We start from the raw sequence: 24,271 nt of genomic DNA on the forward strand, positions 1-24,271 counted from the left end.
CGGTTAAACCCGCGCCGAATTGAATTGCCGCCCAGCGGGAAGCAAGTCTGCTACGGCTACTTCCCCGCCGCGTTCTTGATCATCTCCGAGGCGATGCTCTTGGCCTCGTCGTTGATCGAGTTACTGCACGCCCAGGCCTCGACAACCAGATTGGACGCCGATGTCAGAGCGTGCTGGCAGCCCCATCCGCCGGCATTGCGCTGACTGGACTGCTGGGTGAGGATGTCGCCAGTTACGTTGGCCTGATCGATCTTCCAGGTGGAGTGCACATCGGAGTTATCGATATCGATCGATGTGCCGCCGCACTTCTCCCACGTCGTCCTGGAACCGTCGACGAACGCACTTGCCTTATCTGCCGACGGGAAGAGCACGGCGATCTGTTCGACCCAGTGCGCATTGTCGGTCGTCGGCTCCTGGAGCACCTCATCACGGACGGCGGCCCAGTCGCTGCCGTGGTAGACCAGTTCTTCAGCGCCGTAGATCGCGCCGAGGCAGTCGACGTCGGATACCCCGCGGGAATTGTCGCTCATATTCTGCGATGACGCCGTCACCCGGATTCCGGTGGCGTCCATGACGCCGTTCACCTCGCCGGCGCTGAGCAGCACCCGGTCGAGGTCGGACTCCTCGAGCTTGGGCACGGTGACGACGGTGGGGCCGGCATCCTGGCCGCGCAGCGCGGTACCGCTCACCGTGGACACGCATCCGGACAGCAACGCGCCGGCCACAACGGCGGTGCAGAACACGGGCGCACAGCGGTTCACGGACGCCATTGTCCCTCAGCCGGCAGTTTCTGCGTGCCCCAACCGTCGATTAACGTCCCTGATTCACCGCGTGCTGCATCGTCGCGGCCAGGCTCAGCGCCCGGCCGGATGGCCGCTGCTGAGCGAGCGTGCCGCCGGTGACCGCGACGTCCACATCGACGACGCAATCAGCCGCCAACCCGATGGCCCGCTCGGTGGGAAACATCGAGTCACCCTGGTTGTCGGAGTTGACCACCGTCGCCGACAGCACCGGCCCGTCCACCTTCACGTCGGTGATCTTCTGGTACAGCTCGATGTTGGCCGGGCTACGCAGAACGCTGCGCACCGTCTTGCCCTCACAGGCCTTCCATCGGGAGACAAAGGCACCGAACATCCGTTGAGCCTCAACCTCGGAGCTGAACTCGACGACCCCGGCGTCGACACTGGACACCGTCTGGCCGCCGCCGAAGTTCGAGAACTCCTGCCAGGCGGTGCGACGCACATCGCCGCCCTCGTACACCACACGCATGAACGGGGTGACCGGGCCCAGGCATTCGATAGGATTGGCGTCGCTGTCGTCACGAATCCCGTTGGGCAGCACATCAATCCCGCCGACTTCCGGGAATCCGTTGCTGGACAGCGGGTTTCCCGCAGCCTGACCGGCCTGCGTACTGTTCGGCAGGATCGCGGCGAGATCCCGCACCGCGCTGACAGGGTCCTTCCGCGCCACGGTGCCCTCGACCGTGCTTGTGCAGCCCGCGAGCACGGCGATACCCACCACGGCACCAACTATCGATCGCCCCCGAACGACATGAAGGTCGCGTGTGATGAAATCCCCTACTTCTTCGCCTTGTCGCCGGCCTTGTCGCCGCCGTCGGTGGACAGCGCGGCGACGAAAGCCTCCTGAGGCACGTCAACCCGCCCGATCGTCTTCATCCGCTTCTTGCCCTCTTTCTGCTTCTCCAGCAGCTTGCGCTTACGGGTGATGTCACCGCCGTAGCACTTCGCGAGCACGTCCTTGCGGATCGCCCGGATGTTCTCGCGGGCAATGATTTTCGCCCCAACGGCCGCCTGCACCGGCACCTCGAACTGCTGGCGCGGGATCAGCTCCTTGAGCTTAGTAGTCATCTTGTTGCCGTAGGCCTGGGCCGAATCCTTGTGCACGATCGCGCTGAACGCGTCGACGGCTTCACCCTGCAGCAGGATGTCCACCTTGACCAGTGCGGCCTCCTGCTCGCCGGACTCCTCGTAGTCCAGGCTGGCATAGCCCCGGGTGCGCGATTTCAGCGAGTCGAAGAAGTCGAAGATGATCTCGCCCAGCGGCATGGTGTAGCGCAGTTCGACACGCTCGGGCGACAGATAGTCCATGCCGCCGAGTTCGCCGCGCCGAGACTGGCACAGCTCCATGATCGTGCCGATGAACTCGCTCGGCGAGATGATCGTGGTCTTCACCACCGGCTCGTAAACCTCGCGGACCTTGCCCTCGGGCCAGTCCGACGGGTTGGTCACGATGAGCTCGGTACCGTCGTCCCTGATCACCCGGTACACGACGTTGGGTGAGGTGGAGATCAGGTCAAGATCGAACTCGCGCTCGAGGCGCTCCCGGGTGATCTCCATGTGCAGCAGGCCGAGGAAACCACAGCGGAACCCGAATCCCAGCGCTACCGACGTCTCCGGCTCGTAGGTCAGCGCGGCGTCATTGAGCTGCAGCTTGTCCAGCGCCTCGCGCAGATTCGGGTAGTCGGAGCCGTCGACCGGATACAGCCCCGAATAGACCATCGGTTTGGGTTCGCGATAACCGGTCAGCGCCTCGGTAGCGCCGTGCCGGGCAGTCGTGACCGTGTCACCGACCTTGGACTGGCGGACATCCTTCACGCCGGTGATGAGGTAACCGACCTCCCCGACGCCCAGGCCGTCGCTGGGTTTGGGATCGGGTGAGACGATGCCGACCTCGAGCAGTTCGTGGGTCGCGCCGGTGGACATCATCTTGATCCGCTCGCGCGGGTTGAGCTTGCCGTCCACCACGCGGACGTACGTCACGACGCCGCGGTAGATGTCGTAGACCGAGTCGAAAATCATCGCCCGGGCCGGAGCGTCGGCCTCCCCGACCGGCGCCGGGATCAGTCGGACCACCTCATCGAGCAGCTCAGCCACACCCTCACCGGTCTTGCCGGACACCCGAAGCACGTCGCCGGGTTCACAGCCGATGATGTGGGCGATCTCGCCGGCGTACCGATCGGGGTCGGCGGCGGGCAGGTCGATCTTGTTGAGCACCGGGATGATGGTCAGGTCCCGGTCCAGCGCCAAGTACAGATTGGCCAGCGTCTGTGCCTCGATGCCCTGAGCGGCGTCGACCAGCAGCACCGCGCCTTCACAGGCCTCCAGCGCGCGCGACACCTCGTAGGTGAAGTCGACGTGGCCGGGGGTGTCGATCAGGTGCAGGACGTAATCGGTGTCCCCCACTTTCCAGGGCAGGCGCACGTTCTGCGCCTTGATCGTGATGCCGCGTTCGCGCTCGATGTCCATCCGGTCGAGGTACTGGGCGCGCATGTCGCGGTCGGCGACCACGCCGGTGATGCCGAGCATGCGGTCGGCCAGCGTGGACTTCCCATGATCGATATGAGCGATGATGCAGAAGTTCCGAATCTGCGCCGGCGCAGTGAAAGTCTTGTCGGCGAAGCTGCTGATGGGAATCTCCTGGTCGGGTCGTGCTTCGAGGGGGCCCTCGGGCCTCTCCAGGGTATCGACTAGGGCCCTTCCGGACACAATCGCGCGCCGCAAGCTCATGTCGTTCCGCCTATGCTGTCGAGAATGGCGTCGCAGTGGAGGACGTTCCAGAAGTTGGCGGAGCACCTCGTGTTCAACGAGGCGCCCAAGTTCATTCGGCAATTGCCGATTCCCCAGGCGGTGCCGCGGACGATCCAGCAGGGCCTTCGGCTGGGCATCGAGGCACTGGTGGCCAGCTCGGTGTCCACCGAGCAGCCCACCGCGATCACCGCAGGTCGGCCGGTGACCAGTAGCAGCGTGCCGACCGCGCACCGCGCCCGCCGCGTGGCGTACGCACCCGATCTCGACGGCCGTGCCGACCCGGGCGAGGTCGTCTGGACGTGGGTGGTCTACGAGGACGACCCGACCCGGGGCAAGGACCGACCGGTGCTGGTCGTCGGCCGCGACCGTCAGACTCTGCTGGGCCTGATGCTGTCCAGCCAGGCCCAGCACGCCGAGGACCGGAACTGGATCGGTATCGGCTCGGGCGGCTGGGACTACGACGGCCGGCCCAGCTGGGTCCGGCTGGATCGGGTCCTCGACGTCCCCGAGGAGGGCATTCGTCGCGAAGGCGCGATCCTGGAAAAGTCGACGTTCGAGCTGGTCGCTGCCCGGCTGCGCGCCGAGTACTCCTGGAGCTAACCGACGACCGCGGGCTCCTGCACCAATGGCAGCACACCGGCGCCGAAGTGCTGGATCTCGTCGGTCTGCGGGTAGCCAGACAGGACGAACTCCGTCACCCCTAGCGCGGCGTACTCCCGCAGAACGTCTGCCACCGCCTGGTAGCTGCCTATCGCGGCGGTCCCGGCACCATCGCGCAGCAGGCTGGGACCGGCCCACAACCCCGGATACACCTCGAGGCTGCGCGCGTCGACAAGTTCGCCGTTGGTCAGCGCCGCCATCCGCCGCTGCCCCTCGGATCCGGACCGAACGAATCGTTGGTGGGCGGCGCGCACGGCACCGGCGGTCACGCCACTGAGCAACTCCTCGGCCCGCGCCCACGCCGCCGCCTCGTCGGGCCGCGCGACGGTATGCAGCCGCACCCCGTAGCGCAATGTGCGGCCGAACCGGGCCGCGGCCACGCGAACCTGTTCGATTTTCTCCGCCACTTGGTCCGGTGGCTCGCCCCACGTCAGGTACACGTCGGCATGCTCGGCGGCGATCTCGATCGCCTCGGGTGAGGAGCCGCCGAAATAGATGGTCGGCACGGACGTGACCGGATAGGCGATGCGCGCGTTCTCCACGGTGTAGAACTCGCCGGCGAAGGAGAACTCGCCGCCCTGCCACACCCCGCGTAGGACGGTGAGAAACTCACCGGTGCGCCGGTAGCGCGCGGCCTTGTCGAAGTGGTCGCCGTAGCGGCGCATCTCGGCTTCCTCACCACCGGTCACGATGTTGAGCGCCAGCCGGTTTCCGGTGAAACGCTGGTAGGTGCTGGCCTCCTGCGCGGCGAGCACCGGCGAGAGCACGCCGGGACGGAATGCCACCAGGAACTTGAGGTGGCGGCTGTGTTGAGCCAGCGCCGCGGTTGCGATCCAGGAGTCCTCGCACGCCGAACCGGTCGGTGTCAGGGCGGCCTCGAAGCCGAAATCCTCGGCCACCCGCACCAGCGACGTGAGGTTCTCCAACGTGGGTAGCAGGTGGGACTGCGCCCGCGCCTGGAAGTCGCTCTGGTTGTCGGCGATCGTGGTGGTGTCACCATGGGTGGGTAGATACCAATGGAATTTCAGCGGCTCACTCATGAAATCTGCTCAGCTCCAACTCTTTTCGGCGGGCACACCCCATGTGAGCATGGCCGATGATGCGTCACGGCACCAGGGTTGCAACCACGATGAGCACATCATCACCGGCCCAGTAAAGATCATCAAGATCACTACCCTGGTGGGTCCCAGCCGCTCGGCATAGCGTCAGGTGTCGTATGTCCTGCAGTGTTTCTGACAAGGCGGTCGGACTGCGGCGACACCAATCCACTTGTGATACTTCCTGGCATCTAAGCGAGCGTTTGTGATCGAAATCGAGAATCTGACAAAGCGATTCGGTGATCGAACCGTCCTTGACGACATCTCACTGTCGGTGGCCAGCGGGGAGATCCTTGCCGTCGTCGGTCCGAGCGGCGCAGGCAAGAGCACATTGTCGAGGTGCGTCAGCTTCCTGGAGCGGCCCAGCAGTGGCACGGTGCGGGTCGACGGTAAGGACTTCACCCGACTCGACGGCACCGAACTCATCGCGGCACGCCGCAGCGTCGGCGTCATCTTCCAATCGGCGCCGCTACTGAGGCGCCGCACGGTCTCGCAGAACATCGCCCTGCCGCTGGAATACATCGGAGCCACTAGCGCTTCCGCCGATAAGCGAGTCACCGAACTGCTCGACCGGGTCGGGCTGGCCGACCGCGCGTCGTTCTACCCGGCTGCGCTCTCCGGTGGCCAGAAGCAGCGCGTCGGCATCGCCCGTGCGCTCGCGCTCGGACCGTCCAACCTACTGTCCGACGAAGCCACCTCAGGGCTGGATCCCACCACCACCAAGTCAATCCTGGCTCTGCTCAGTCATCTTCGCGACGAGTACGGCCTGTCCATCATCCTGATCACCCACGAGATGGAGGTGGTCCGCGAGGTCGCCGACTCAGTGGCACGCATCGACAACGGTCGTATCATCGAAAGCGGCTCGGTGGAGGACATTATCCTGGACCCGGCCTCGGCCCTGGCTCACGAGTTGTTGCCCGACCGGCCCGCCGTGCCTGCTGCCAGCGACGGCGAAATCTGGGAAATCTCCTACGCCTCCCGGGACGTGCCGCTGGACTGGCTGACATCCCTTCAGAACATCCCCGGCTTCTCTGGAACTCGGGTCAACGTGCTCAGTGCCAGCGTCGAGGCGATTCGCGGCGTGGCAGTCGGCCGGGCCGTGCTGTCCATATCCCCCTCCGCCCCCGCAGGTTTCGCCGATTACCTGCGGCATCGTGGGCTGCATGTGCGCACCACCGGGGCCAAGGCCGGAGAGCAGGCGGCGTGACGACGTACTTCGCGCAGAAGGACTTCAGCACACCATGGGACAAGGTCCCCGAGCTGCTGCTGCCCGCCTACGGGCAGACCTGGCTGATGGTGGGAATCACTATGGTGCTGGTCGTCCTGATCGGGATACCGGTCGGGATCACCCTGCACAACACCTCCGAATTCGGACTGTTTCCCGACCGAAGGGTGTTCTCCGTCCTCGACACGATCGTCAACATCGGCCGTTCCCTTCCGTTTCTGATCCTGATGGCCGCGATCATCCCGGTGACACGGTTTTTGGTCGGGACGACCATCGGTATCTCGGCGGCGATCGTCCCGATGACGACAGCGGGCGTTCCGTTCTTCGCACGCCTCGTACAGAACGCACTGCGCGACGTCCGCTCCGACGTGACTGATATGGGGCAGGTCTCGGGCGGTTCGCATGTCCAGCTGATCCGTACGGTCCAGCTATCCGAAGCCCTTCCCGCGCTGGCCAGTGCGTTGACCGTCAACACCATCGCGATGATCGATTACTCGGCCATCGCCGGGTCAATCGGCGCCGGTGGGATCGGAAACCTGGCAATTACCTACGGCTACAACCGCTTCGATCACAACATCATGATCGCCACTGCGGCCTCCCTGATCGTCACCATCCAAGTGGTGCAGTTCGTGGGCGATCGCGTCGTCAAAGCCCTCACCCGCTGAAAGGACCACTCATGACCGATCAGATCAGCTCGCCCGTCGGCGGCAGCGTCGACATCGAGATCAAGAAAAAGAAACGGTGGCCGTGGATTGCCGCCACGGTAGCCGTCGTCGTGGCCGTCGCCGGCGGGGTGACATACGCGAAACTCTCGAACCGGGACAAGCCGTTCGGGACCACACTTCCGGTCGCCACGTGGAGCACCGATATCGCTGCTGAGCAACTGCTGCAATACATCTCGGCCAATGTGGCCCCGGATCACGGGATCACCATCCAACCAGTCAAGATCGACAACCTCGTCGAGATCAACCGTGCCGTCGACGCGGGCACCGTGGCCGGGAACTTCTTCGAGCACCAGCCGTTCCTCAATGACGCCATCGCGGCCAACGGATTCAAGCTCACCCTCGCTGCCCCGACCTTCACCTGGGACCAGGCGACCTACTCCAACAAGTACCGCAGCTGGGATCAAGTACCCAACGGCGCCAAGATCGCGTTGCGCGACGACCCGGCCGGGCAGGCCATCGCACTTCTGGACCTGGCCCACGACAAGCAGATCACGCTGAAGCCGGGCAAGGACACTGTGGCCGGGCTGCCGCAGCTGTCCGACGTTGCGTCAAATCCAAAGAATTACCAGTTCATTCAGGTTCCCATTGGCCAGCTGGCCCGCAGCCTGGCTGACGTAGATGCCGTCGTCGTGCATATCTCCGACGTGTATGCCGCCGGGCTGACCGAGAACCAGATACTGGCTCGCGAGCCCGCGCCTAAAGGCAGCGAGGGCGGACTGGTGGTCAGCGACAAGCACCTCAACGATCCGAACGTGCAGAAGCTGATCGAGACCTTCAAGGACCCGAAGGTCGCCGAGTTTTTGCAGACCACCGACAACCAGCTGATTCGCAACACACTCGGCCCGATCGGGCAGTAGGAGATATTCCCATGGCCAAGCGTCCCGCGAAGTCGAACGAAGAGAGACGAGCCATCAAACCCCTGTACTTCTCGGCGTTCGTCATGAACACCGCATCACATGTGCTGCATGGACTTTGGCGGTCACCGGAGGCACAGAACCACAAGTTCAACTCCCTTCGGCATTGGACCTCGGTGGCAAGCCAGGTCGACAAGGCCGGCTACGACCTGCTGTTCTTTGCCGACGTGTTCGGGCTGCGGGCACCGTGGAACGGCAACTGGCGCAAGTCGGTGGAGGGCGGAATCCAAATTCCGGTCAACGATCCCTCGGTGCTGGCTTCAGCGCTCGCGGCGGCGACCGACCATTTGGGGATCGTGTTCACCAGTTCGATCATCCAGGACCACCCGTTCAACTTCGCCCGTCGGATGTCCTCCCTGGACCATTACACCGACGGCCGGCTGGGCTGGAACATTGTGACGAGCTTCAACGAGAACATGTTTCGCAGCTTCGGCCACGAAGGCACCCTCGAGCACGACGAGCGTTACAGCTGGGCCTACGAATATGTCGATGTCGCCTACAAGCTGTGGGAAGGCTCATGGGACGACGACGGACTGGTCCAGGACAAGGATCGCGGCGTGCACTCCGACCCCGCCAAGATCCACAAGATCAACCACGTCGGCAAGCGCTACAACGTCGAAGGCCCGCACTTCGTCTCGCCCTCACCGCAGCGCACGCCAGTGCTCTTCCAGGCCGGATCCTCCCCTGCCGGACAGCTCTTCTCGGCCCGCAACGCCGAAGGCGTCTACATCAGCAGCCCCACCCCGGAAGCCGCACACGGACTGACATCCGAAACCCGCGCGCTGGCGGCCGATAACGGGCGGGATCCGTCGGACATCACTTTCGCCCAAGGCCTGTCCTTCGTGATCGGCGATACCCACGCCGAGGCGGTCCGCCGCAACGACGAGCTCAAGCGCTACCTGGATCTGGAGGGCGTCGCTCTGCACGCACTCGGCGACGCCGGGATCGATGCCGGCCGGCTGCCGCTGGACACCCCGATCAGCCAGCTCGGTGAATTCACCGGCATCAAGAGCTTCATCCGCTGGGCCACCGAGATTTCCGGCAGTGCCGAACCGACCATCCGCGACATGGCCTGGGCGCTCGAAGGGGCCAACCGCGTTGTCGGCACCGCCGAAGAAATTGCCGACTACCTCGAGGAATGGCGCGAAGCCGGTGTCGACGGGATCAATGTCTATCACGCGACGGTGCCCGGCTCCTTCCAGGAGGTCGCCGACCGGCTCTTCCCAACGCTGCGGGAACGCGGGCTGATCGCGACCGACAAATCAGGCACCTTGCGACAAAAGCTGCTGGGCCGCGGCGACCGGCTCCCCGATACCCACCCGGCTGCCGCCTATCGCGGCGCATTCACCGACAACGACCTGCTCAACGGCGTCGACGAGGACATCCGGGCGGCCGGCTAACCGCCCTGGGTGATGTAGGCCTGCAATTGCTGCTGCTCGGCCTGCAGTTGTTCCATCCGGTTCTTCACGACGTCGCCGATGCTGACGATGCCAACCAGCCGGCCGCCCTGCATCACCGGGACGTGACGTACCCGGTTATTGGTCATCAACGCACTCAGATCGTCGATCTGGTCGTCGGGCGTGCAGGTCACCACGATCTGGCTCATGATGTCGGAAACCGAGCTGCGTAGCAGCTCAGGGCCATGATCGTGGAGCTTGCGCACGACGTCGCGCTCCGAGACGATGCCCACCACACCATCGGGTCCCACCACGACCATTGCGCCGATGTTGTGGATGACCAACTCGGCAAGCAAACCAGTCACTGTGGTCGTCTCGGTGACCGTGGCCACCGCCGCGCCTTTGGTGCGCAAAATGTCTGCGATGCGCATCGCCACTCCTTGTGATGGATGTCACATCAGGCTAAGGCTTATCGGGGCCCTGTGGAAGCAAACCGCAACGGTTGCGTTAAGACAGAACGGGGCGAACCGAGGAGGTCGGCAATGGACACACTGCCTACAACGGTGTTGGGTGACGGACTCGCGGTGAGTGCGATCGGTTTCGGCGGGATGGCGCTGACCCCGGTCTACGGCGCGGTCGACGACACCGAGTCGCTGAGAACACTGCATCACTGCCTCGACGTGGGCATGACCTTCATCGACACCGCCAACGTCTACGGCGTCGGCGCCAACGAGCTGTTGATCGCGCAACTGCTGGCCGGTCGCCGTGACGAGGTCCAGCTGGCGACGAAGTTCGGCATCAATGGCGACCCGACGACGGGGAAGCTCAAGGCCCGCGGCGACGCTGCGTACGTGCGGCAATGCCTCGATGAAAGCCTGGGGCGGCTGGGCGTCGACACCGTCGACCTCTATTACATGCACCGCCGCGACGTGTCGGTGCCGATCGAGGAGACCGTCGGGGCGATGGCCGATCTGGTCGCCGCCGGCAAGGTACGCCATCTGGGTCTCTCCGAGGTGACCGCCGACGAGTTACGTGCCGCGGTGGCAGTGCACCCGATCGCGGCGGTGCAGAGTGAGTGGTCGATCTGGAGCCGCGATGTCGAACGCAACGTCGTGCCCACCGCCGCGAAGCTCGGTGTCGGATTCGTGCCGTATTCGCCGCTGGGCCGCGGGTTCCTGGCCGGCGCCGTCCGCTCGGCCGCTGATCTGTCGTCGGGTGCGGACCTGCGTAACTTGATGCCACGTTTCACCGGCGAGGCACTGGACGCGAATCTGGCTGTGGTGCAGGTGGTTACCTCGGTCGCCGAGGAGGTCGGCGCCACGCCGGCGCAGGTGGCGCTGGCCTGGCTGCGACAGCGCGCCGAGGTGCTCGGCGTGACGTCGGTGCCAATCCCGGGGACACGGCGCGCCGCTCGGGTCGACGAGAACGCCGGCTCACTGTCGGTGTACCTGAATCCCGAGCAGATGACAGCACTGGAGACCGCCGGCGCGACGGTGTCCGGCCACCGATCGATCGACCCGGGTTGGGTGTCGTCGGCCCGCGAATGACGATCCGGCGTGTAGTAATGACCGCATGATCGACATCACGCTGCTGGGCACTGGAAGCCCGATGATCGACCCGAACCGCGCCGGACCGTCGACCCTGGTGCAGGCCGGTGCTGCGACGTTCCTGGTGGACTGCGGGCGCGGGGCACTGATGCGCGCCGCCGCGGTCGGTGTCGGCGCAGCCAATATCACCGCGCTGCTGCTGACCCATCTGCACAGCGACCACATCACCGACCTGTCCGACGTCATCACCACCCGTTGGGTGACGACGTTCGTGCCCACCCCGCTGCCGATCATCGGGCCGCCGGGCACCAAGGCCGTCGTCGATGCGACGCTGGCCGCGCTGGCCCCCGACATCTCCTATCGCATCGGCCACCATCCTGACATCACCGAACCACCGTCGATTCAGGTGTACGAGTACACCGAGGGCCAGGTGTGGGATGACGGCGGTGTCCGCATCATCGCTGCCCCCACCGACCATCGGCCGGTCGAACCGACGCTGGGGTTCCGCGTCGAGTACGACGGCGCGACGGTGGTGCTGGCCGGCGACACCGTGCCGTGCACGGGCCTGGACGCTCTCGCTGTGGGTGCAGACGCATTGGTGCACACGGTGATCCGTGCGGATCTTGTCGCGCAGATACCGGTACAGCGACTCCGGGACATCCTCGACTACCACTCGTCGGTGGAGCAGGCCGCGGCCACCGCGGCCCGCGCCGGGGTCGGCACGCTGGTGCTCACCCACTACGTGCCGGCGCTGGTGCCAGGGCAGGAGGACCAGTGGCGGGCGCTGGCCGCAGGAGAGTTCAGCGGGCCGGTCGAAATCGGCGACGATCTGCTCCGGGTGTCCGTCGGGTCAAGGGCGTGACTGCGACCGCAGATCATCGGAGGGGCTGACCCCGAACTCCGTCCGATAGTCACCCGCAAACCGCCCGACATGCAGGAATCCCCAGCTGTGAGCGATATCCGTGACGCTCATGTCGTGGTGATCGGATGCCAAGAGCTGGCGACGCGCGCCCCGCAATCGAACAGTCCTGACATAGCGCATCGGTGACGTCCCGAGCACCTCGCGGAAGCTGACTTGCAGGGTGCGAACACTCACCCCGACTGAATGTGCAACCCCGGCCACGGTGAGTGGCTCCGCGGCGTGCGCCTCGATGTAGTCGACGGCCGCCCGAACCGATCGCGGCAGCAGCCGAGCCGGAGCACGTAACCGATCGCTGTACGCGTGTTCGGCAGCCAGCAGCAGACCGCCCATCAGCAGCTCGGCGAACGGGTCGACCACAAGGGGATTTGTAGCCATGATCCACGGGCGGTCGAGTTGACCGGTGATGGCCTCAACCACGGTCACCCACTGCCGTCCTTCCACCGAATCCAGATCTAGAGCCAGCCCGAAAGGGATCGGACAGTCGATCTCCACGCCGAGGTGGCGGCCCAACTGTTGTTCCAAGGCGCGTCTGTCGATCTTGACTGCCAGTACGGGCGATGGGTGAGGTGACGACCAACCACGCAGCAGCGACTGCGCATCGCACCGGTAGACCGCGCCACGATGGGGAGTTGCAACGGTATTCATGGGGCCGGAGGCCGTCAGCAGATGGCCGCGCATCGGTATGTTGACTTGATAGGCATCGGTAAGTTCGCTGGTGCGGATCTCCACCTCGGTGGAGTACTCCAGCCGTCCGAGCGTGATCGGACCGATCGAGGCCGCGACGAGTTTCATCTGGAAACCGGTCTCGTCGCCGTGCACCCGGATGTCGTGGGGATGGAATACATCGCTGCCGACAACCTGCGCATCCTCGGCCGTGGTGGCCACAAACACCCGCGTTCCATTGTCCCGGGCAGGACCTGAGGTCATCTCAGCCCCAATCGACCAAAGTTAGGGAATCACACGGCGACCCGCCTCCCCCGCGAACTGGATCAACGTCTGCGCGAAGGGGATGTCAACGTGTGTGAGTCACACCATACTCTCGGCCTCACACGATCGAAATCACTCATGACACGCCGAGGAACAATCAATGACTGTCGACGAGACTCCGCTGCGCATCACGTCACCAACCGGATGCCCAGTCTCCGCCCTGGCAACCGGGTTCAATCCATTCGAAGGCTCGTATCAGGTCGATCCAGGAAGTTCCTTGCAGACCGCGCGGGTCGAGGAACCGGTCTTCTACAGTCCCCTCCTGGACTACTGGATCGTCACCAAATATGAAGATGCCAAACAGATCTTCAAGAATCCCGACGTGTTTTCGGCATCGATAACCCTGGATCAGATCACGCCGATCAGTATGGAGGCGATGCAGATCCTGGGCAGTTACAACTTCGCCCCGGGGCCGACCATCGTCAACGAAGACGAACCGCTGCACACCCGGCGGCGTCGCCTCCTCATGCAACCGTTCCAGGCGGACAACGTGACAACCTTGGAACCCAGAATCCGCGAAGTGGTCAACTCCTACCTCGACCGGGTGGTCGCTGTCGGCAAAGCTGACCTAGTCGATGATCTGCTCTACGAGGTTCCCTGCATCGTGGCACTCATCTTTCTCGGCGTTCCCAACGAAGATATTGAAACCTGCCGTCATTTCGGCATGCAACAAACATTGTTCACGTGGGGCCATCCCGATGGAGACGAACAGCTGCGGGTCGCCACCGGAATGGGTAAGTTCTGGCAGTTCGCCGGCGAACTGGTGCACAAGCTGAAGTCCGACGCCGCCGCCCAAGGCTGGATCCCACACCTCATCGAGATGCAGCGCCAGCACCCGGATCTCTTCGATGACAACTACCTCCAGAACGTGATGATGAGTGGAGTCGTTGCGGCACACGAAACCACGACGAACGCCACCGGCAACGCCTTCCGCGTGCTACTCGAAAACCGGCTCGCTTGGGACGAGATATGCGCCGATCCGACGCTGATTCCCGGCGCCATCGAAGAATGCCTCCGCTACAGCGGATCAGTCGTCGCCTGGCGGCGTAAAGCGCTGGTAGACACCACCGTTAACAATGTGGACATCCCAGCGGGTGGCCGGATCCTCATCGTGACCGCATCGGCCAACCGAGACGACGACATCTTCACCGATCCGGACACATTCGACATACAACGCCCCAATTCGCGGCGGCACTTGACATTCGGGATAGGTACACATACATGCCTCGGCGCGACACTCGCGCGTCTGGAGATGCGGATCTTCATCGAGGAAACCGTGCGCCGCCTACCGCACCTTCGGCTGACCGAAGGCCAACAGTTCTCCTACCTGCCCAACACTTCCTTCCGTGGGCCCGCCCACCTGTTGGTCGAGTGGGATCCGCACGCCAACCCTGTGCTGTCGGACCGCCCGACACACGCCTGAGCCCCGGACGAGACAAGGGACCCACACGATGCCAAAGATCATCTATGTCTCCACTGCTGGAGACACCCACACACTCGATATCCCGACCGGAACACGAGTGATGCAAGCGGCTATCGCCGCCGGCATCGAGGAAATTGTCGGCGAATGTGGCGGACAAGCCATGTGCGCAACCTGTCACGTCTACGTCGACGAGCCCTGGGCCGGCAAGCTTCCGCCCCTTTCGGCGGAAGAGGACGCGATGCTCACCGAGACTGTCAGCCCACGGACCGACGCAAGCCGGCTGTCGTGTCAGCTAATCGTCAACGAAGACGTCGACGGACTCGTCGTACGGTTGCCGACGGCGCAGGTATGACGGCCGGGGTCGTCATCATAGGTGGTGGACAAGGCGGTTTCGAGACGGCAATACGGCTACGCGCCAATGGCTTTCAGATGCCGGTAACCCTGATCTCAGACGAGGACGAAGTCCCCTACCAACGCCCCCCGCTGTCGAAAAGCTGCCTTGTCGACGGCCTGGACCGCGACCTGCTGCGATTGCGCCCGGCGCGGTATTTTCCCGACCACGACATCACGCTGATCCGCGGTGTCGCCGCAACGGCTATCGACCGCCCACGACAACGCGTCCTGCTCTCCGACAGATCCCATCTCCCCTACGACCATCTGGTGCTCGCGCTCGGTGCCCGCAATCGAATCCTGCCTGTGGTCGGAGCCGGCGCTACAGGAGTGCACTATCTGCGTACCGTGGCCGATGCCGACGGGCTGCAGGCCGATCTCGGCCGTTGCGCTTCGATCGCGATCATCGGCGCGGGATTCATCGGCCTGGAGGTCGCGGCCGCCGCGCGCAAGCGCGGATTGAGCGTGACAGTTATCGAGTCACTGGCAAGGCCCATGGCGCGCGCCGTTTCGCCGATCGTGTCCGATTACTTCTTGAAGCAACACGCGGCGCACGGCGTCCGACTGGCCACGCGAACTGGAGTTGACACCATCCTCACGGAACGCGGCACCGTAACCGGAATACGTACCACCATTGGCGAGGACATCCACGCCGAGGCTGTTGTCGTGGGTATCGGGGTGATCCCGAACACTGAGCTTGCCGAAGAAGCCGGCCTGCCAACACAAAACGGGGTGATCGTCGATCGGCAATTACGCACCGTCGACCAGCGTATCTTCGCTATCGGCGACTGCGCTGCCTTCCCAGCTCGGTCAGGCAGCGAGCTGGTCCGGCTGGAATCAGTGCAGAACGCAGTCGACCATGCGCGCTGCGTCGCGGCCCAGCTGACAACCGGGCCAGACATGAGATACCAAGACATCCCGTGGTTCTGGTCGCAGCAATACTCCTACAAACTGCAGATCGCCGGACTGACATCGGCGGCGAGCGACTTTGTACTGCGAGGCTCGTTCGAGAGCGGGTCGTTCTCGGTGTTCTGCTACCAGCAAGAATCACTGCTGGGCGTGGAGTCGGTCAACGCCCCACACGACCACTTGGCCGCCCGAAAGATCCTCGCTGCCGGGATGCTGCTCACCCGTGAGCAAAGCGCTGACACAGGTTTCGATCTGAAGTCCGCGGTGAAGGGCTTGGCCCCCGCCACGGCCGGGTGACATCACCGCCTCGTCAAAGGCTCATACGATGACTACTGAGCGCAGGACTTCGCCGGTGTGCATCTTGTGGAAGGCGTCTTCGATGGCGTCCAGGCCGATGCGTTCGGAGACGAACTTCTCTAGCGGGAGGCGGCCCTGGCGGTAGAGGCTGATCAGGGTGGGGAAGTCCCGTTCGGGTAGGCAGTCGCCGTACCAGGAGGACTTCAGTGATCCGCCGCGGGAGAAGAAATCCACCAACGGCATGTCCAGGCGCATGTCCGGGGTTGGAACACCCACCAGGACAACGGTTCCGGCAAGGTCGCGGGCGTAGAACGCCTGCTTCCAGGTCTCCGGGCGCCCGACGGCGTCGATCACCACATCGGCGCCGAACCCGTCGGTCAGATCCTGGATGGTCTCCACCGCGTCGAGCTCGCGGGCGTTGACAGTGTGGGTGGCCCCGAACTCACGGGCCCAGGCCAGTTTGGTGTTGTCGGTATCCACCGCGATGATCGTGCGCGCACCCACCAGAGCGGCCCCGGCGATCGCGGCGTCCCCGACCCCACCACAGCCGATCACCGCGACAGTGTCGTCGCGGCCAATGGCACCGGTGTTGACCGCCGCACCCAGCCCGGCCATCACCCCACAGCCCAACAGCCCCGCCACCGCGGGGTCAGCCTGCGGATCAACCTTGGTGCACTGCCCCTCATGGACCAGGGTCTTATCGGCGAACGCACCAATACCCAGGGCCGGCGTCAGCTCGGTGCCGTCGGTCAACGTCATCTTCTGGGTGGCGTTATGGGTATCGAAGCAGTACCACGGGCGGCCACGCTTACACGCCCGGCACTGACCACACACCGCACGCCAATTCAGGATCACGAAATCACCCGGCACGACATTGGTCACGCCGGCACCAATCGACTCCACCGTGCCCGCGGCCTCATGACCCAGCAGGAACGGATACTCGTCGTTGATACCGCCCTCGCGATAAGTCAGATCGGTATGACACACACCGCACGCCATCACCGTGACCACCACCTCACCAGGCCCAGGATCGGGAATGACAATGTCGACCAACTCAACCGGCTGCTTCTTAGACCGAGAAATCACACCGCGCACTGTCTGACTCATGAGCTTTGATCACTTCCGAAGATGTTGCGAGTTGCCATCAGTTGACTCCACCGATCATGCGTTGACGTCGCCACAGTTCGGGGTGGTGGGGATGCCGTTGAACCGGTCAGCGATCCACTGCATCGCGCGTTCGCCGTCTACGAAGTACGGCAGTAGGTGGTTGATCGACAGCTTATTGAGAAAGGGCGGTTGTTCGTTCGTCCACAGTTGGACATCGGCTCCCTTAGCGCACCAGTCGGCCGCGAGCTGACGCGAGCCCTCCCAGGGACTGAACGAGTCCCATCGATTTGTCGAAATAAGCACGGGTGCAGACGGTTTCATACTTCCCAGCCGTTGGAGGTCGAGTATTCCCTTGAGGGGCTCGTTGTTTGCGAGCGCTATCGGATCCGTGGTGAACCAGAACTGGAGATGGCGGAAGGCGTAGTCGGCAACAGTCTGCAGCGTGCAGATGTTCTGCGACCAATCGAACATCTGCCTGCCGCGATCGGTGAGCACCGACAACAACCCGTCGCGCGCTTCTGGATAAGCGGCCACGATGCCATTCAGGATATAGCCGGTAGCACCGGCCAGCAGATTGCCGTCGACGAATGGCAGCAGGGCGGCAAGGTCCATGGGGGGCGCTCCTGACCACGCTCCCACCACCCGAAGATCGGGAGCGTATGTGGGTGCGAGTTCGGCGGCGGACGCTGAGGCCTGCCCACCAGAGGACCATCCCCAGAATGCCACGGGCCCAGCAGGATCCAGAGACGTATTGGGTAGCTGCATAGCGGCCCGGCCAGCGTCGATGAGTGCCGTCCCCGCAGCGATCCGATTGCCGAACTGCGGGACAGCGCCCGGAATACCAAGACCCACACCGTCGGTGACCACTACAGCGAATCCGCGGGCCACCATGGTAGCGACAAACGTCTCTTCGTAGCCGAACGTCAGGTCAAAGCCCTGAGAGAAGTGGATGCCCTGGTTGAACAACCGTGATGGGGCGCATTGCTCGCCCATCCCGTAGGGGCCGGTTGCGAACGCGATCAATGGGCGCGGCCCCTTGCCCGGCCAGGGATTGTCGGGTTCGAAGTAGGTGCCCGTGACCGCAACCGGGATACCACGCGCGTCGGTACTGCGGTACATGATGCGCGTCCCCGTCGCCACGTAGGCACCCAGTTGACCGGAAGGCTCGAGTACCAGCCGCGAGGGCTCGCTGCGGATCAGGTCGCCAGGCTTGCCGGGCGGCAGTGGGGCCGGCGGCGTGTAGAACTCCTGATACAGACTCTCGTCGGCGCGGGCCGGCCAGGCCCCCAATGAGGGCGACACCAACGAGGTCACGGCCATCGCCATCGCGACGAACACCGCCGCCCAGCGCATTGGAATTGGGCGTGCAAGGTCGGATCTCACAGTTGGCCACGGTCTGCGCATGGGACACCTTCGTCCTGTCTATTGTTTCGTCGTACCTGGAAATGGCGATGCAAATGAGCCGCAGTACGGTGTATGCGGCGAGCGGCCTATACGTCTCTGGTTCGGGCCCGCGCGAGGGGCCTGCGCAGGCTAGGGCGCGGTCGAGTTCGGCGCGAATACCTCGCGAAATATCAGCCGCGGCGCGATTCGGCGTCGCTTGAGCGCCCTGACCGCAGCATCCACCATGGGAGGCGGCCCACATAGGAAGGCGCTCATCCCCCGGCAACTCGCGAAATCGTTGGTGACCACTTCGGTGACCAAACCGGTCGCTCCGTCCCAGTCCTGTTCGCTGAGTGCGGGTCGATAGTGGAAGTTGCGGTGCTGGTGCGCAAGCCTCTCGAAGAAGTCGGCGTCGTAAAGGTCGCACCGTCGCCTGCCGCCGTGATAGAGGTACAGCTCCGGCACCAAGTCCTCACTCAAAGCGTGTTGGACAATCGATTTCAACGGCGCCAGGCCTGTGCCACCGCCGATGAGAATTGCCGGTTCGTCCTGCTTTTTGACCAAGTGGAACTGGCCGAGCGGTCCTCGTAGCGTTATTCGATCGCCCACCTGCAACGACCGGAAAATCCAGCCTTCGGTCGCAACGCCTCCGGGAGTCAGCTTGATGTGTAGCTCGAGATTGCGTGTCTGCGAGGGCGGGTTAGCCATCGAATATTGCCTGGCCACACCGGAACCGGGCACGATCAATTCACAGTACTGGCCGGCATTGAACGACATGTCGTCATCGAGCTTCACCACCAGCCGTTTCGTTGCGTGGGCGATGTCCTCGAGGACGATCACCGTGCCGCAGTAGTCCCGGAGCCGATGGTGGGGCACCTCGCCGTCGACGGCCGTCAATGGTTCGACGGTGAGATCAGACAACGGCGTGGCCATGCAGCTCAGTGCCAGCCCGCTACTGCGCTCAGCACAGGTGAGCGTGTAATCGGGAGAACCGTTGTGGCACAAGTCGCCACGGATCACTCTGATCTTGCAGGTACCACAGGTGCCCTGGGTGCAGGAGTGGGGCAGCCATACGTCAGCGCGCAGCGCCGCATCGAGTATCGATTGATTCCTGCCAACCGTCACCTCCGATTCCCTTGCGGGTGGACACTGGATCCGCACAGCGAAGGAGTCGGACACGTAATCGCCTACTTCCCTATATGGTCGCTTTTCCGGCGGCGCGATGACTGTGTCGAACGACTCGCCGTTCATACTTCCCATTGCACATACAGGCTTTTGGGTCCGCGGAACCCCCAGCCCCAGAAGTCCACTTCGTGTGCCTCGTCGCGTTCGAGATTGGGGATGGCTTCGAACAGCTCCTCGAGGCCAATCCGCATCACATGGTTAGCGAAATACGTTCCAGCGCAGGCATGCACACCGCCTCCGAACGTCATATTGGGAATGATGGTGCGATCGAGGTCATACTCAGTTGGTGCGCGGTAGGCGTGCTCGTCGCGATTCGCCGACCCGTAAGACAGCATCACGACAGCCCCCTCGGGCAATTCGACACCCCCGACGGTCACTGCCTTGGCCGCTCTTTTGACGGCAGCCGACCAGATGGGGGCCACCCACCGCATGCCTTCGGCAATCGCCCGAGGCAGCAATGTCGGGTCGTCCACCACCCGCTCGAGCTGATCAGGCTGGGTGAACAACCCCGCCAACGTGGTCGCCATCGCGTGTCCCGGTTCCTGCATCGCTCCCAGCAGGAACACATAAAGGTTCGGATAGATGACGTCCCGGCCTCGCGTCTGCCCGGCGGGCATACCGTCGTGCAACCAGTGAGAGATCGCCGAGTGATCGGGGTGGGCAATCCAGTGGTCGATCTTGGGGTCGACATGAGCGACGATCTCGGCCTTTGCCTCGTCCCCCGGGGCGAACCCATCGGGGTTGACGAACTCACCGCCTTCGTCGACGCCGGCGTTGGTGAAGGAGACACTGAGCTTGTGGAACCACTCCCGCAGCTTGTCGGTGCTGACGTCGTCGAGACCGAGTAGATCACCGAGGGCACGCACGCTGACCGGTTCGCAGTATGCCGAGACGATCTCGGCGCTACCGTCGTTCTCGAATTCCTCCAACAGCTTTCGTGCATAGGGACGAACCAGGTCGTCGACGTACGTGTCGACCATCGACGGTTGTAGGTGGGGTTCGACCATATCGCGCAGGGCGCGATGCTCGGCGCCGTTGGTATCGAGCAGTGCGCCCGGACCAAACGTGCGATGCCCTGCCGCCGAGATCACTGCCGGCCAATCTTCGCTGTCCCGGGCGATCTGCATGCACAGCTCTCGGGTCGAGACGATGTACATGCCCAGGGCCGGGACATAGGCGACGGGCGCCTCCTTGCGCAGCCGCTCATAGAACGGGTGCGGGTCGGCTTCGAGCTCCTCGATCGTGATCTCGTCGATGAAGCTGGGTGTGGTGGTCATCGCCAGAACTCCTGGGCTTGGGAAGGTGATGGCTTGATCGGCACCGACAGAGGTCCCCTCACGCGGGTGCACCCGCAACCGCGCCGACATCTCCGAGATCGAGTTCCTCGATCGACGTACCCGGGCCGAAATGCGCAAACTTCTCGATGTGTTGATCCAGTGCCAACGGGCTCGGTGTGCCGTACGTGAAGTATGTTTCCCACGGCAGATGGGCGCCGCCGACCGCGAGCCCGGTGTCGATATCAGACATCTGCCACGTCTTGGTCGTCGCATCGGGGTCCAGGTGCAGATAGCCCGCCTCACCGAACAGTTCGATGCGGTTGCCGCCCGGCTCGAACACGTACAGGAACTGCCCCTGGGTGATCCCGTGCTTATCCGGGCCCGCCTCGATCTGGATGTCGTACTCGCGGAACATCTCCACGGCGTCGGCAAGGTGCTGTCCAGTGCCGTAATAGAACGCCAGGTGGTGGAGTTTCCCGCGCCCACCGGTCATGTCCCGCATGCAGGCCACCTCATGGCCCAGCAGGTTCGAACTCATCCACGCACCGATCTCCACCGAGCCGTCGACGACCCGCTCGGTCGTGCGCAAGCCCAGGTGCCGCTCGAAAGCGCTCTTGACGGCCGAAACGTCCGACGCCATCAGATTGAGATGGTCGATCCGCTTCACCGGAATGCCCTGCAGTGGTTTGCGACTGGGCCGCGTGACGATCTTGCTCTGTAGTTCCGCTGGGGCGGAGTACTTCTCGGCTTCCCACAACAGCTGTAGCGGATGTCCGTCAGGTGATCGGAACGCGAAGGTCTTGCCATAGCCGAATTCGTCGTCGAACCACGTTCCCTCGACGTCGCCCTGCTTGAGGGAGGCGACCCGCCGCTCGAGCGCCTCGGATGAACTCGACCGCAATGCCGCGTGGCCCATACCCGCCGCGGACGCTTCGGTGACCTTCAGGCTCCATGGGTACGGGTCTTCGTAGCCCCTCAGGTAAACCGATTGGCCCTCTCGGTAGGTCACGTACATGCCCAGGAACTTGGTAAAGAAGTCCAAGGTCTCCTGCGGCCGTGGGCTCAGCAGTTCGGCTCGCGCGAGATGAGCGATGTCGAAACGGGCGTTGGGGTCGGTCATCGATACTCCTGACATTTGTGCCGTCCGCTCGGCTGCACTGGCAGCCCGGCAGGTGTCACCAGGATGTGGTGAGCCAGGTCACGTGGTGTGAACGATTCGGGATAGCCGAACGACCACACGGTTTCCCAGCGTCGTTGTCCACAAGGTCCGGAACACCTTCGGCCAGACGATGCGATCTTCCTAACGTCGAGTCCACACACCGCATAGCGAAAGGGCCCGCCCATGCGTCGATGGAAAGCGGCGATCATCGGCTCCGGCAATATCGGAACCGACCTGATGTACAAGCTGCTCCGATCACAGTGGGTCGAGCCGATCTACATGGTCGGCGTCGACCCCGCGAGCGAGGGGCTGGATCGCGCACGGCAGGCCGGCCTGGAGTCCTCTGCCGGAGGGATCGACTGGCTCCTATCGCGACCGGAGTTGCCCGACGTCGTCTTCGAGGCCACCTCCGCCAAAGTGCATACTGCCGCCGCACCTCGTTACGCTGCGGCCGGCATCACCGCGATCGACCTGACACCGGCATCGGTGGGACCGTATGTGGTTCCCGCCGTGAATCTCACGGAGCACCTCGGGGCCCCCAATGTCAACATGGTCAGCTGCGCCGGGCAGGCGACGATCCCGATCCTCCACGCCATCAACGCCGTAGCCGACGTCGCCTACGGCGAGATCGTCGCCGCGATCGCAAGCAAGAGTGCGGGCCCTGGCACCCGGCAGAACCTCAGCGAGTTCAGCGAGAAAACCGGTCGCGCACTGGCCCTCGTCGCCGGTGCGGACCGGGCCAAGGCCATCTCGGTGATCAATCCCGCCGAGCCCCCGATGAACATGCGAGACACGGTGTACGCCAAGGTGCGCCGCCCTGATCCGCAAGCCATCGAACGTGCCGTGGTCAATATGGTCGCCAAGGTCGCCGAGTACGTCCCCGGTTATCGCCTGCGACTCGTCGACGTCGAAGGTGACCTGGTCACGGTCATGCTCGAGGTGGTCGGTGCCGGTGACTTCCTACCAACTTATGCCGGCAACCTCGACATCATCACCGCGGCGGCAGCGCGGGTGGCCGACGTCATGGCCCACCAGAATCTCACGCAAGGAGCACTCCAGTGAGCGGCACCGAGAACAGCACCGTCAACAAGCCCCGGGTCACCCTTGTCGACACCACCCTCCGAGACGGAATGTCCTCGGTTTCACACCAATTCACGCCGGCTAACGTCGCCGACATCACCGCCGGACTCGACCGGGCCGGCGTCAGCACCATCGAAGTGGCGCACGGCATCGGTCTGGGCGCCTCATCAATCCAGTACGGCTTCGCCGCGGCCAGCGACCCCGAGTATGTGCGCGCGGCGGTTGAGGCCGCGGACAGCGCTGACATCGCGGTCCTGTACGTGCCCGGCATCGCTACCCTGCCCGAGTTGCAGAAGGCAGTCGATGCGGGGATCAGCACGGTGCGCGTTGCGGTGCACTGCACCGAGGCCGACTGCGCCGAACAACCCGTTGAATGGGCCAAGAACGCCGGCCTCACCGTGATGACGTTCCTGATGATGAGCCACAAACTGGGCGCCGAGGCGCTGGTCGAACAGGCTGCCAAGCTCGACTCCTACGGAGCCGACGTGGTGTACGTCGTGGACTCGGCGGGAGCGATGGTGCCCAGCCAGGCCGCGGGCCGCGTCCGCGCGCTGTGCCAGGCCATCTCGGCAGAGGTGGGCTTCCATGCCCACAACAACCTCGGGCTGGGCATCGCGAATGCGCTCGCCGCCGCCGAGAACGGAGCAACCTTCATCGACGGCTCGCTGCGCGGGCTCGGTGCCAGCGCCGGCAACGCGCAGACCGAGGTACTGGCAGCTGCCTTCGAGCGCGCCGGATTCGACACCGGCGTCGACTTGTTCCCGCTGATCGACACCGCCGAACGAATCGTCGCGCCGCTCATGACCGAACCGCAGATCGTCGACGAGACGGCACTGATCCTTGGCTATGCGGGCGTCTACTCAACGTTCTTCCATCCCACCAAGCGCGCCGCCAAGAAGTTCGGTCTACCCACCCGTGACATCCTGCTGGAGCTGGGCCGTCGAGGTGTGATCGGCGGCCAGGAAGACATGATCATCGACGTCGCCAATGAGCTGGCCGGACGCACCGCCGGCGTGCGCGCCCCGGCCACCGTGTGAGG

At 64.0% G+C, this 24,271-nt stretch carries 23 protein-coding genes; 12 read left to right on the plus strand and 11 right to left on the minus strand.

What is annotated here, in order from left to right:
* Positions 1 to 56 precede the first annotated feature (56 nt).
* Genes G6N38_RS00665 through lepA form a run of 3 tightly spaced genes read right to left on the minus strand, consistent with a single transcriptional unit; the run spans position 57 to position 3,527 of the window.
* Entirely contained in the window at positions 57 to 770 is a 714-nt protein-coding gene (locus tag G6N38_RS00665; protein WP_163745788.1) for a sensor domain-containing protein, read from the minus strand.
* A 40-nt stretch (positions 771 to 810) separates the two neighbouring features.
* Positions 811 to 1,521 carry a sensor domain-containing protein gene (locus G6N38_RS00670; protein ID WP_163745789.1) on the minus strand — a complete coding sequence of 237 codons (711 nt, stop codon included), beginning with the start codon at positions 1,519 to 1,521 and terminating at the stop codon, positions 811 to 813.
* Between the two features lie 56 nt (positions 1,522 to 1,577).
* A complete protein-coding gene (gene lepA, locus G6N38_RS00675) occupies positions 1,578 to 3,527 on the minus strand; it encodes a translation elongation factor 4 (RefSeq protein WP_246227565.1) in 1,950 nt (649 codons plus the stop codon).
* A gap of 24 nt (positions 3,528 to 3,551) precedes the next feature.
* Between lepA and G6N38_RS00680 the strand changes: the two genes are divergently transcribed.
* On the plus strand, positions 3,552 to 4,148 hold the full coding sequence (locus G6N38_RS00680; RefSeq protein ID WP_246227567.1) for a type II toxin-antitoxin system PemK/MazF family toxin: 597 nt from the start codon (positions 3,552 to 3,554) through the stop codon (positions 4,146 to 4,148).
* On the opposite strand, the gene G6N38_RS00685 is transcribed toward G6N38_RS00680, so the two are convergent.
* The gene (locus G6N38_RS00685) at positions 4,145 to 5,248 is read right to left on the minus strand and encodes an LLM class flavin-dependent oxidoreductase (protein WP_163745791.1); all 1,104 of its coding nucleotides are present in this window, start codon (positions 5,246 to 5,248) and stop codon (positions 4,145 to 4,147) included. The two genes, G6N38_RS00680 and G6N38_RS00685, sit on opposite strands and share 4 nt — an antisense overlap.
* Positions 5,249 to 5,510: 262 nt before the next feature.
* Here G6N38_RS00685 and G6N38_RS00690 point away from each other — a divergent pair, with 262 nt between their 5' ends.
* From G6N38_RS00690 to G6N38_RS00705, 4 genes are read left to right on the plus strand one after another with little or no spacing between them, the layout of a single operon-like run.
* Positions 5,511 to 6,512, plus strand: coding sequence for a methionine ABC transporter ATP-binding protein (locus G6N38_RS00690; RefSeq protein WP_163745792.1), 1,002 nt, complete (start codon positions 5,511 to 5,513; stop codon positions 6,510 to 6,512).
* Positions 6,509 to 7,195: a methionine ABC transporter permease gene (locus G6N38_RS00695; protein WP_163745793.1), complete on the plus strand. Its 687-nt coding sequence runs from the start codon at positions 6,509 to 6,511 to the stop codon at positions 7,193 to 7,195. Before G6N38_RS00690 ends, G6N38_RS00695 begins: the two co-directional genes overlap by 4 nt.
* An 11-nt stretch (positions 7,196 to 7,206) precedes the next feature.
* On the plus strand, positions 7,207 to 8,112 hold the full coding sequence (locus tag G6N38_RS00700; protein ID WP_163745794.1) for a MetQ/NlpA family ABC transporter substrate-binding protein: 906 nt from the start codon (positions 7,207 to 7,209) through the stop codon (positions 8,110 to 8,112).
* 11 nt (positions 8,113 to 8,123) lie between these two features.
* Positions 8,124 to 9,569 (plus strand): NtaA/DmoA family FMN-dependent monooxygenase, encoded by a 1,446-nt coding sequence (locus G6N38_RS00705; RefSeq protein ID WP_163745795.1) that lies wholly within the window; start codon positions 8,124 to 8,126, stop codon positions 9,567 to 9,569.
* Here G6N38_RS00705 and G6N38_RS00710 read toward each other — a convergent pair.
* Positions 9,566 to 9,997 (minus strand): CBS domain-containing protein, encoded by a 432-nt coding sequence (locus G6N38_RS00710; protein ID WP_163745796.1) that lies wholly within the window; start codon positions 9,995 to 9,997, stop codon positions 9,566 to 9,568. The genes G6N38_RS00705 and G6N38_RS00710 overlap by 4 nt on opposite strands.
* A 111-nt stretch (positions 9,998 to 10,108) precedes the next feature.
* Between G6N38_RS00710 and G6N38_RS00715 the strand changes: the two genes are divergently transcribed.
* Both G6N38_RS00715 and G6N38_RS00720 read left to right on the plus strand, forming a co-directional pair.
* On the plus strand, positions 10,109 to 11,113 hold the full coding sequence (locus tag G6N38_RS00715) for an aldo/keto reductase (RefSeq protein ID WP_163745797.1): 1,005 nt from the start codon (positions 10,109 to 10,111) through the stop codon (positions 11,111 to 11,113).
* Between the two features lie 25 nt (positions 11,114 to 11,138).
* Positions 11,139 to 11,975, plus strand: a complete 837-nt coding sequence (locus tag G6N38_RS00720; protein ID WP_163745798.1) for a ribonuclease Z — start codon at positions 11,139 to 11,141, stop codon at positions 11,973 to 11,975.
* On the opposite strand, the gene G6N38_RS00725 is transcribed toward G6N38_RS00720, so the two are convergent.
* A complete protein-coding gene (locus G6N38_RS00725; protein ID WP_163745799.1) occupies positions 11,964 to 12,962 on the minus strand; it encodes an AraC family transcriptional regulator in 999 nt (332 codons plus the stop codon). The genes G6N38_RS00720 and G6N38_RS00725 overlap by 12 nt on opposite strands.
* Positions 12,963 to 13,122: 160 nt before the next feature.
* Between G6N38_RS00725 and G6N38_RS00730 the strand changes: the two genes are divergently transcribed.
* The 3 genes from G6N38_RS00730 to G6N38_RS00740 are packed head-to-tail and all read left to right on the plus strand — an operon-like array spanning position 13,123 to position 16,041.
* Complete coding sequence (locus tag G6N38_RS00730; RefSeq protein ID WP_163745800.1) at positions 13,123 to 14,445, plus strand: cytochrome P450; 1,323 nt, start codon at positions 13,123 to 13,125, stop codon at positions 14,443 to 14,445.
* Positions 14,446 to 14,473: 28 nt separating this feature from the next.
* Positions 14,474 to 14,797 carry a 2Fe-2S iron-sulfur cluster-binding protein gene (locus G6N38_RS00735; RefSeq protein WP_163745801.1) on the plus strand — a complete coding sequence of 108 codons (324 nt, stop codon included), beginning with the start codon at positions 14,474 to 14,476 and terminating at the stop codon, positions 14,795 to 14,797.
* Complete coding sequence (locus G6N38_RS00740; protein WP_163745802.1) at positions 14,794 to 16,041, plus strand: NAD(P)/FAD-dependent oxidoreductase; 1,248 nt, start codon at positions 14,794 to 14,796, stop codon at positions 16,039 to 16,041. The genes G6N38_RS00735 and G6N38_RS00740 overlap by 4 nt, the downstream gene beginning before the upstream one ends.
* A 21-nt stretch (positions 16,042 to 16,062) precedes the next feature.
* Here the strand turns inward: G6N38_RS00740 and G6N38_RS00745 are convergent, their stop codons facing one another.
* The 5 genes from G6N38_RS00745 to G6N38_RS00765 form a co-directional block, all read right to left on the minus strand.
* A complete protein-coding gene (locus G6N38_RS00745) occupies positions 16,063 to 17,148 on the minus strand; it encodes an S-(hydroxymethyl)mycothiol dehydrogenase (RefSeq protein WP_163745803.1) in 1,086 nt (361 codons plus the stop codon).
* A gap of 54 nt (positions 17,149 to 17,202) precedes the next feature.
* A complete protein-coding gene (locus G6N38_RS00750; protein WP_163751723.1) occupies positions 17,203 to 18,501 on the minus strand; it encodes a lipase family protein in 1,299 nt (432 codons plus the stop codon).
* A gap of 180 nt (positions 18,502 to 18,681) precedes the next feature.
* Positions 18,682 to 19,656 (minus strand): FAD-binding oxidoreductase, encoded by a 975-nt coding sequence (locus tag G6N38_RS00755; RefSeq protein ID WP_322790551.1) that lies wholly within the window; start codon positions 19,654 to 19,656, stop codon positions 18,682 to 18,684.
* 122 nt (positions 19,657 to 19,778) lie between these two features.
* The gene (locus G6N38_RS00760) at positions 19,779 to 20,993 is read right to left on the minus strand and encodes a cytochrome P450 (protein WP_163745805.1); all 1,215 of its coding nucleotides are present in this window, start codon (positions 20,991 to 20,993) and stop codon (positions 19,779 to 19,781) included.
* 58 nt (positions 20,994 to 21,051) lie between these two features.
* Positions 21,052 to 22,113: a VOC family protein gene (locus G6N38_RS00765; protein WP_163745806.1), complete on the minus strand. Its 1,062-nt coding sequence runs from the start codon at positions 22,111 to 22,113 to the stop codon at positions 21,052 to 21,054.
* 222 nt (positions 22,114 to 22,335) lie between these two features.
* Between G6N38_RS00765 and G6N38_RS00770 the strand changes: the two genes are divergently transcribed.
* Together G6N38_RS00770 and dmpG are read left to right on the plus strand one after the other, a co-directional pair.
* Positions 22,336 to 23,214: an acetaldehyde dehydrogenase (acetylating) gene (locus G6N38_RS00770; RefSeq protein WP_163745807.1), complete on the plus strand. Its 879-nt coding sequence runs from the start codon at positions 22,336 to 22,338 to the stop codon at positions 23,212 to 23,214.
* Positions 23,215 to 23,282: 68 nt separating this feature from the next.
* The gene (gene dmpG, locus G6N38_RS00775; protein ID WP_246228129.1) at positions 23,283 to 24,269 is read left to right on the plus strand and encodes a 4-hydroxy-2-oxovalerate aldolase; all 987 of its coding nucleotides are present in this window, start codon (positions 23,283 to 23,285) and stop codon (positions 24,267 to 24,269) included.
* Positions 24,270 to 24,271 lie beyond the last annotated feature (2 nt).

This window comes from Mycolicibacterium helvum (assembly GCF_010731895.1).
In the GTDB taxonomy this organism is placed as follows: domain Bacteria; phylum Actinomycetota; class Actinomycetes; order Mycobacteriales; family Mycobacteriaceae; genus Mycobacterium; species Mycobacterium helvum.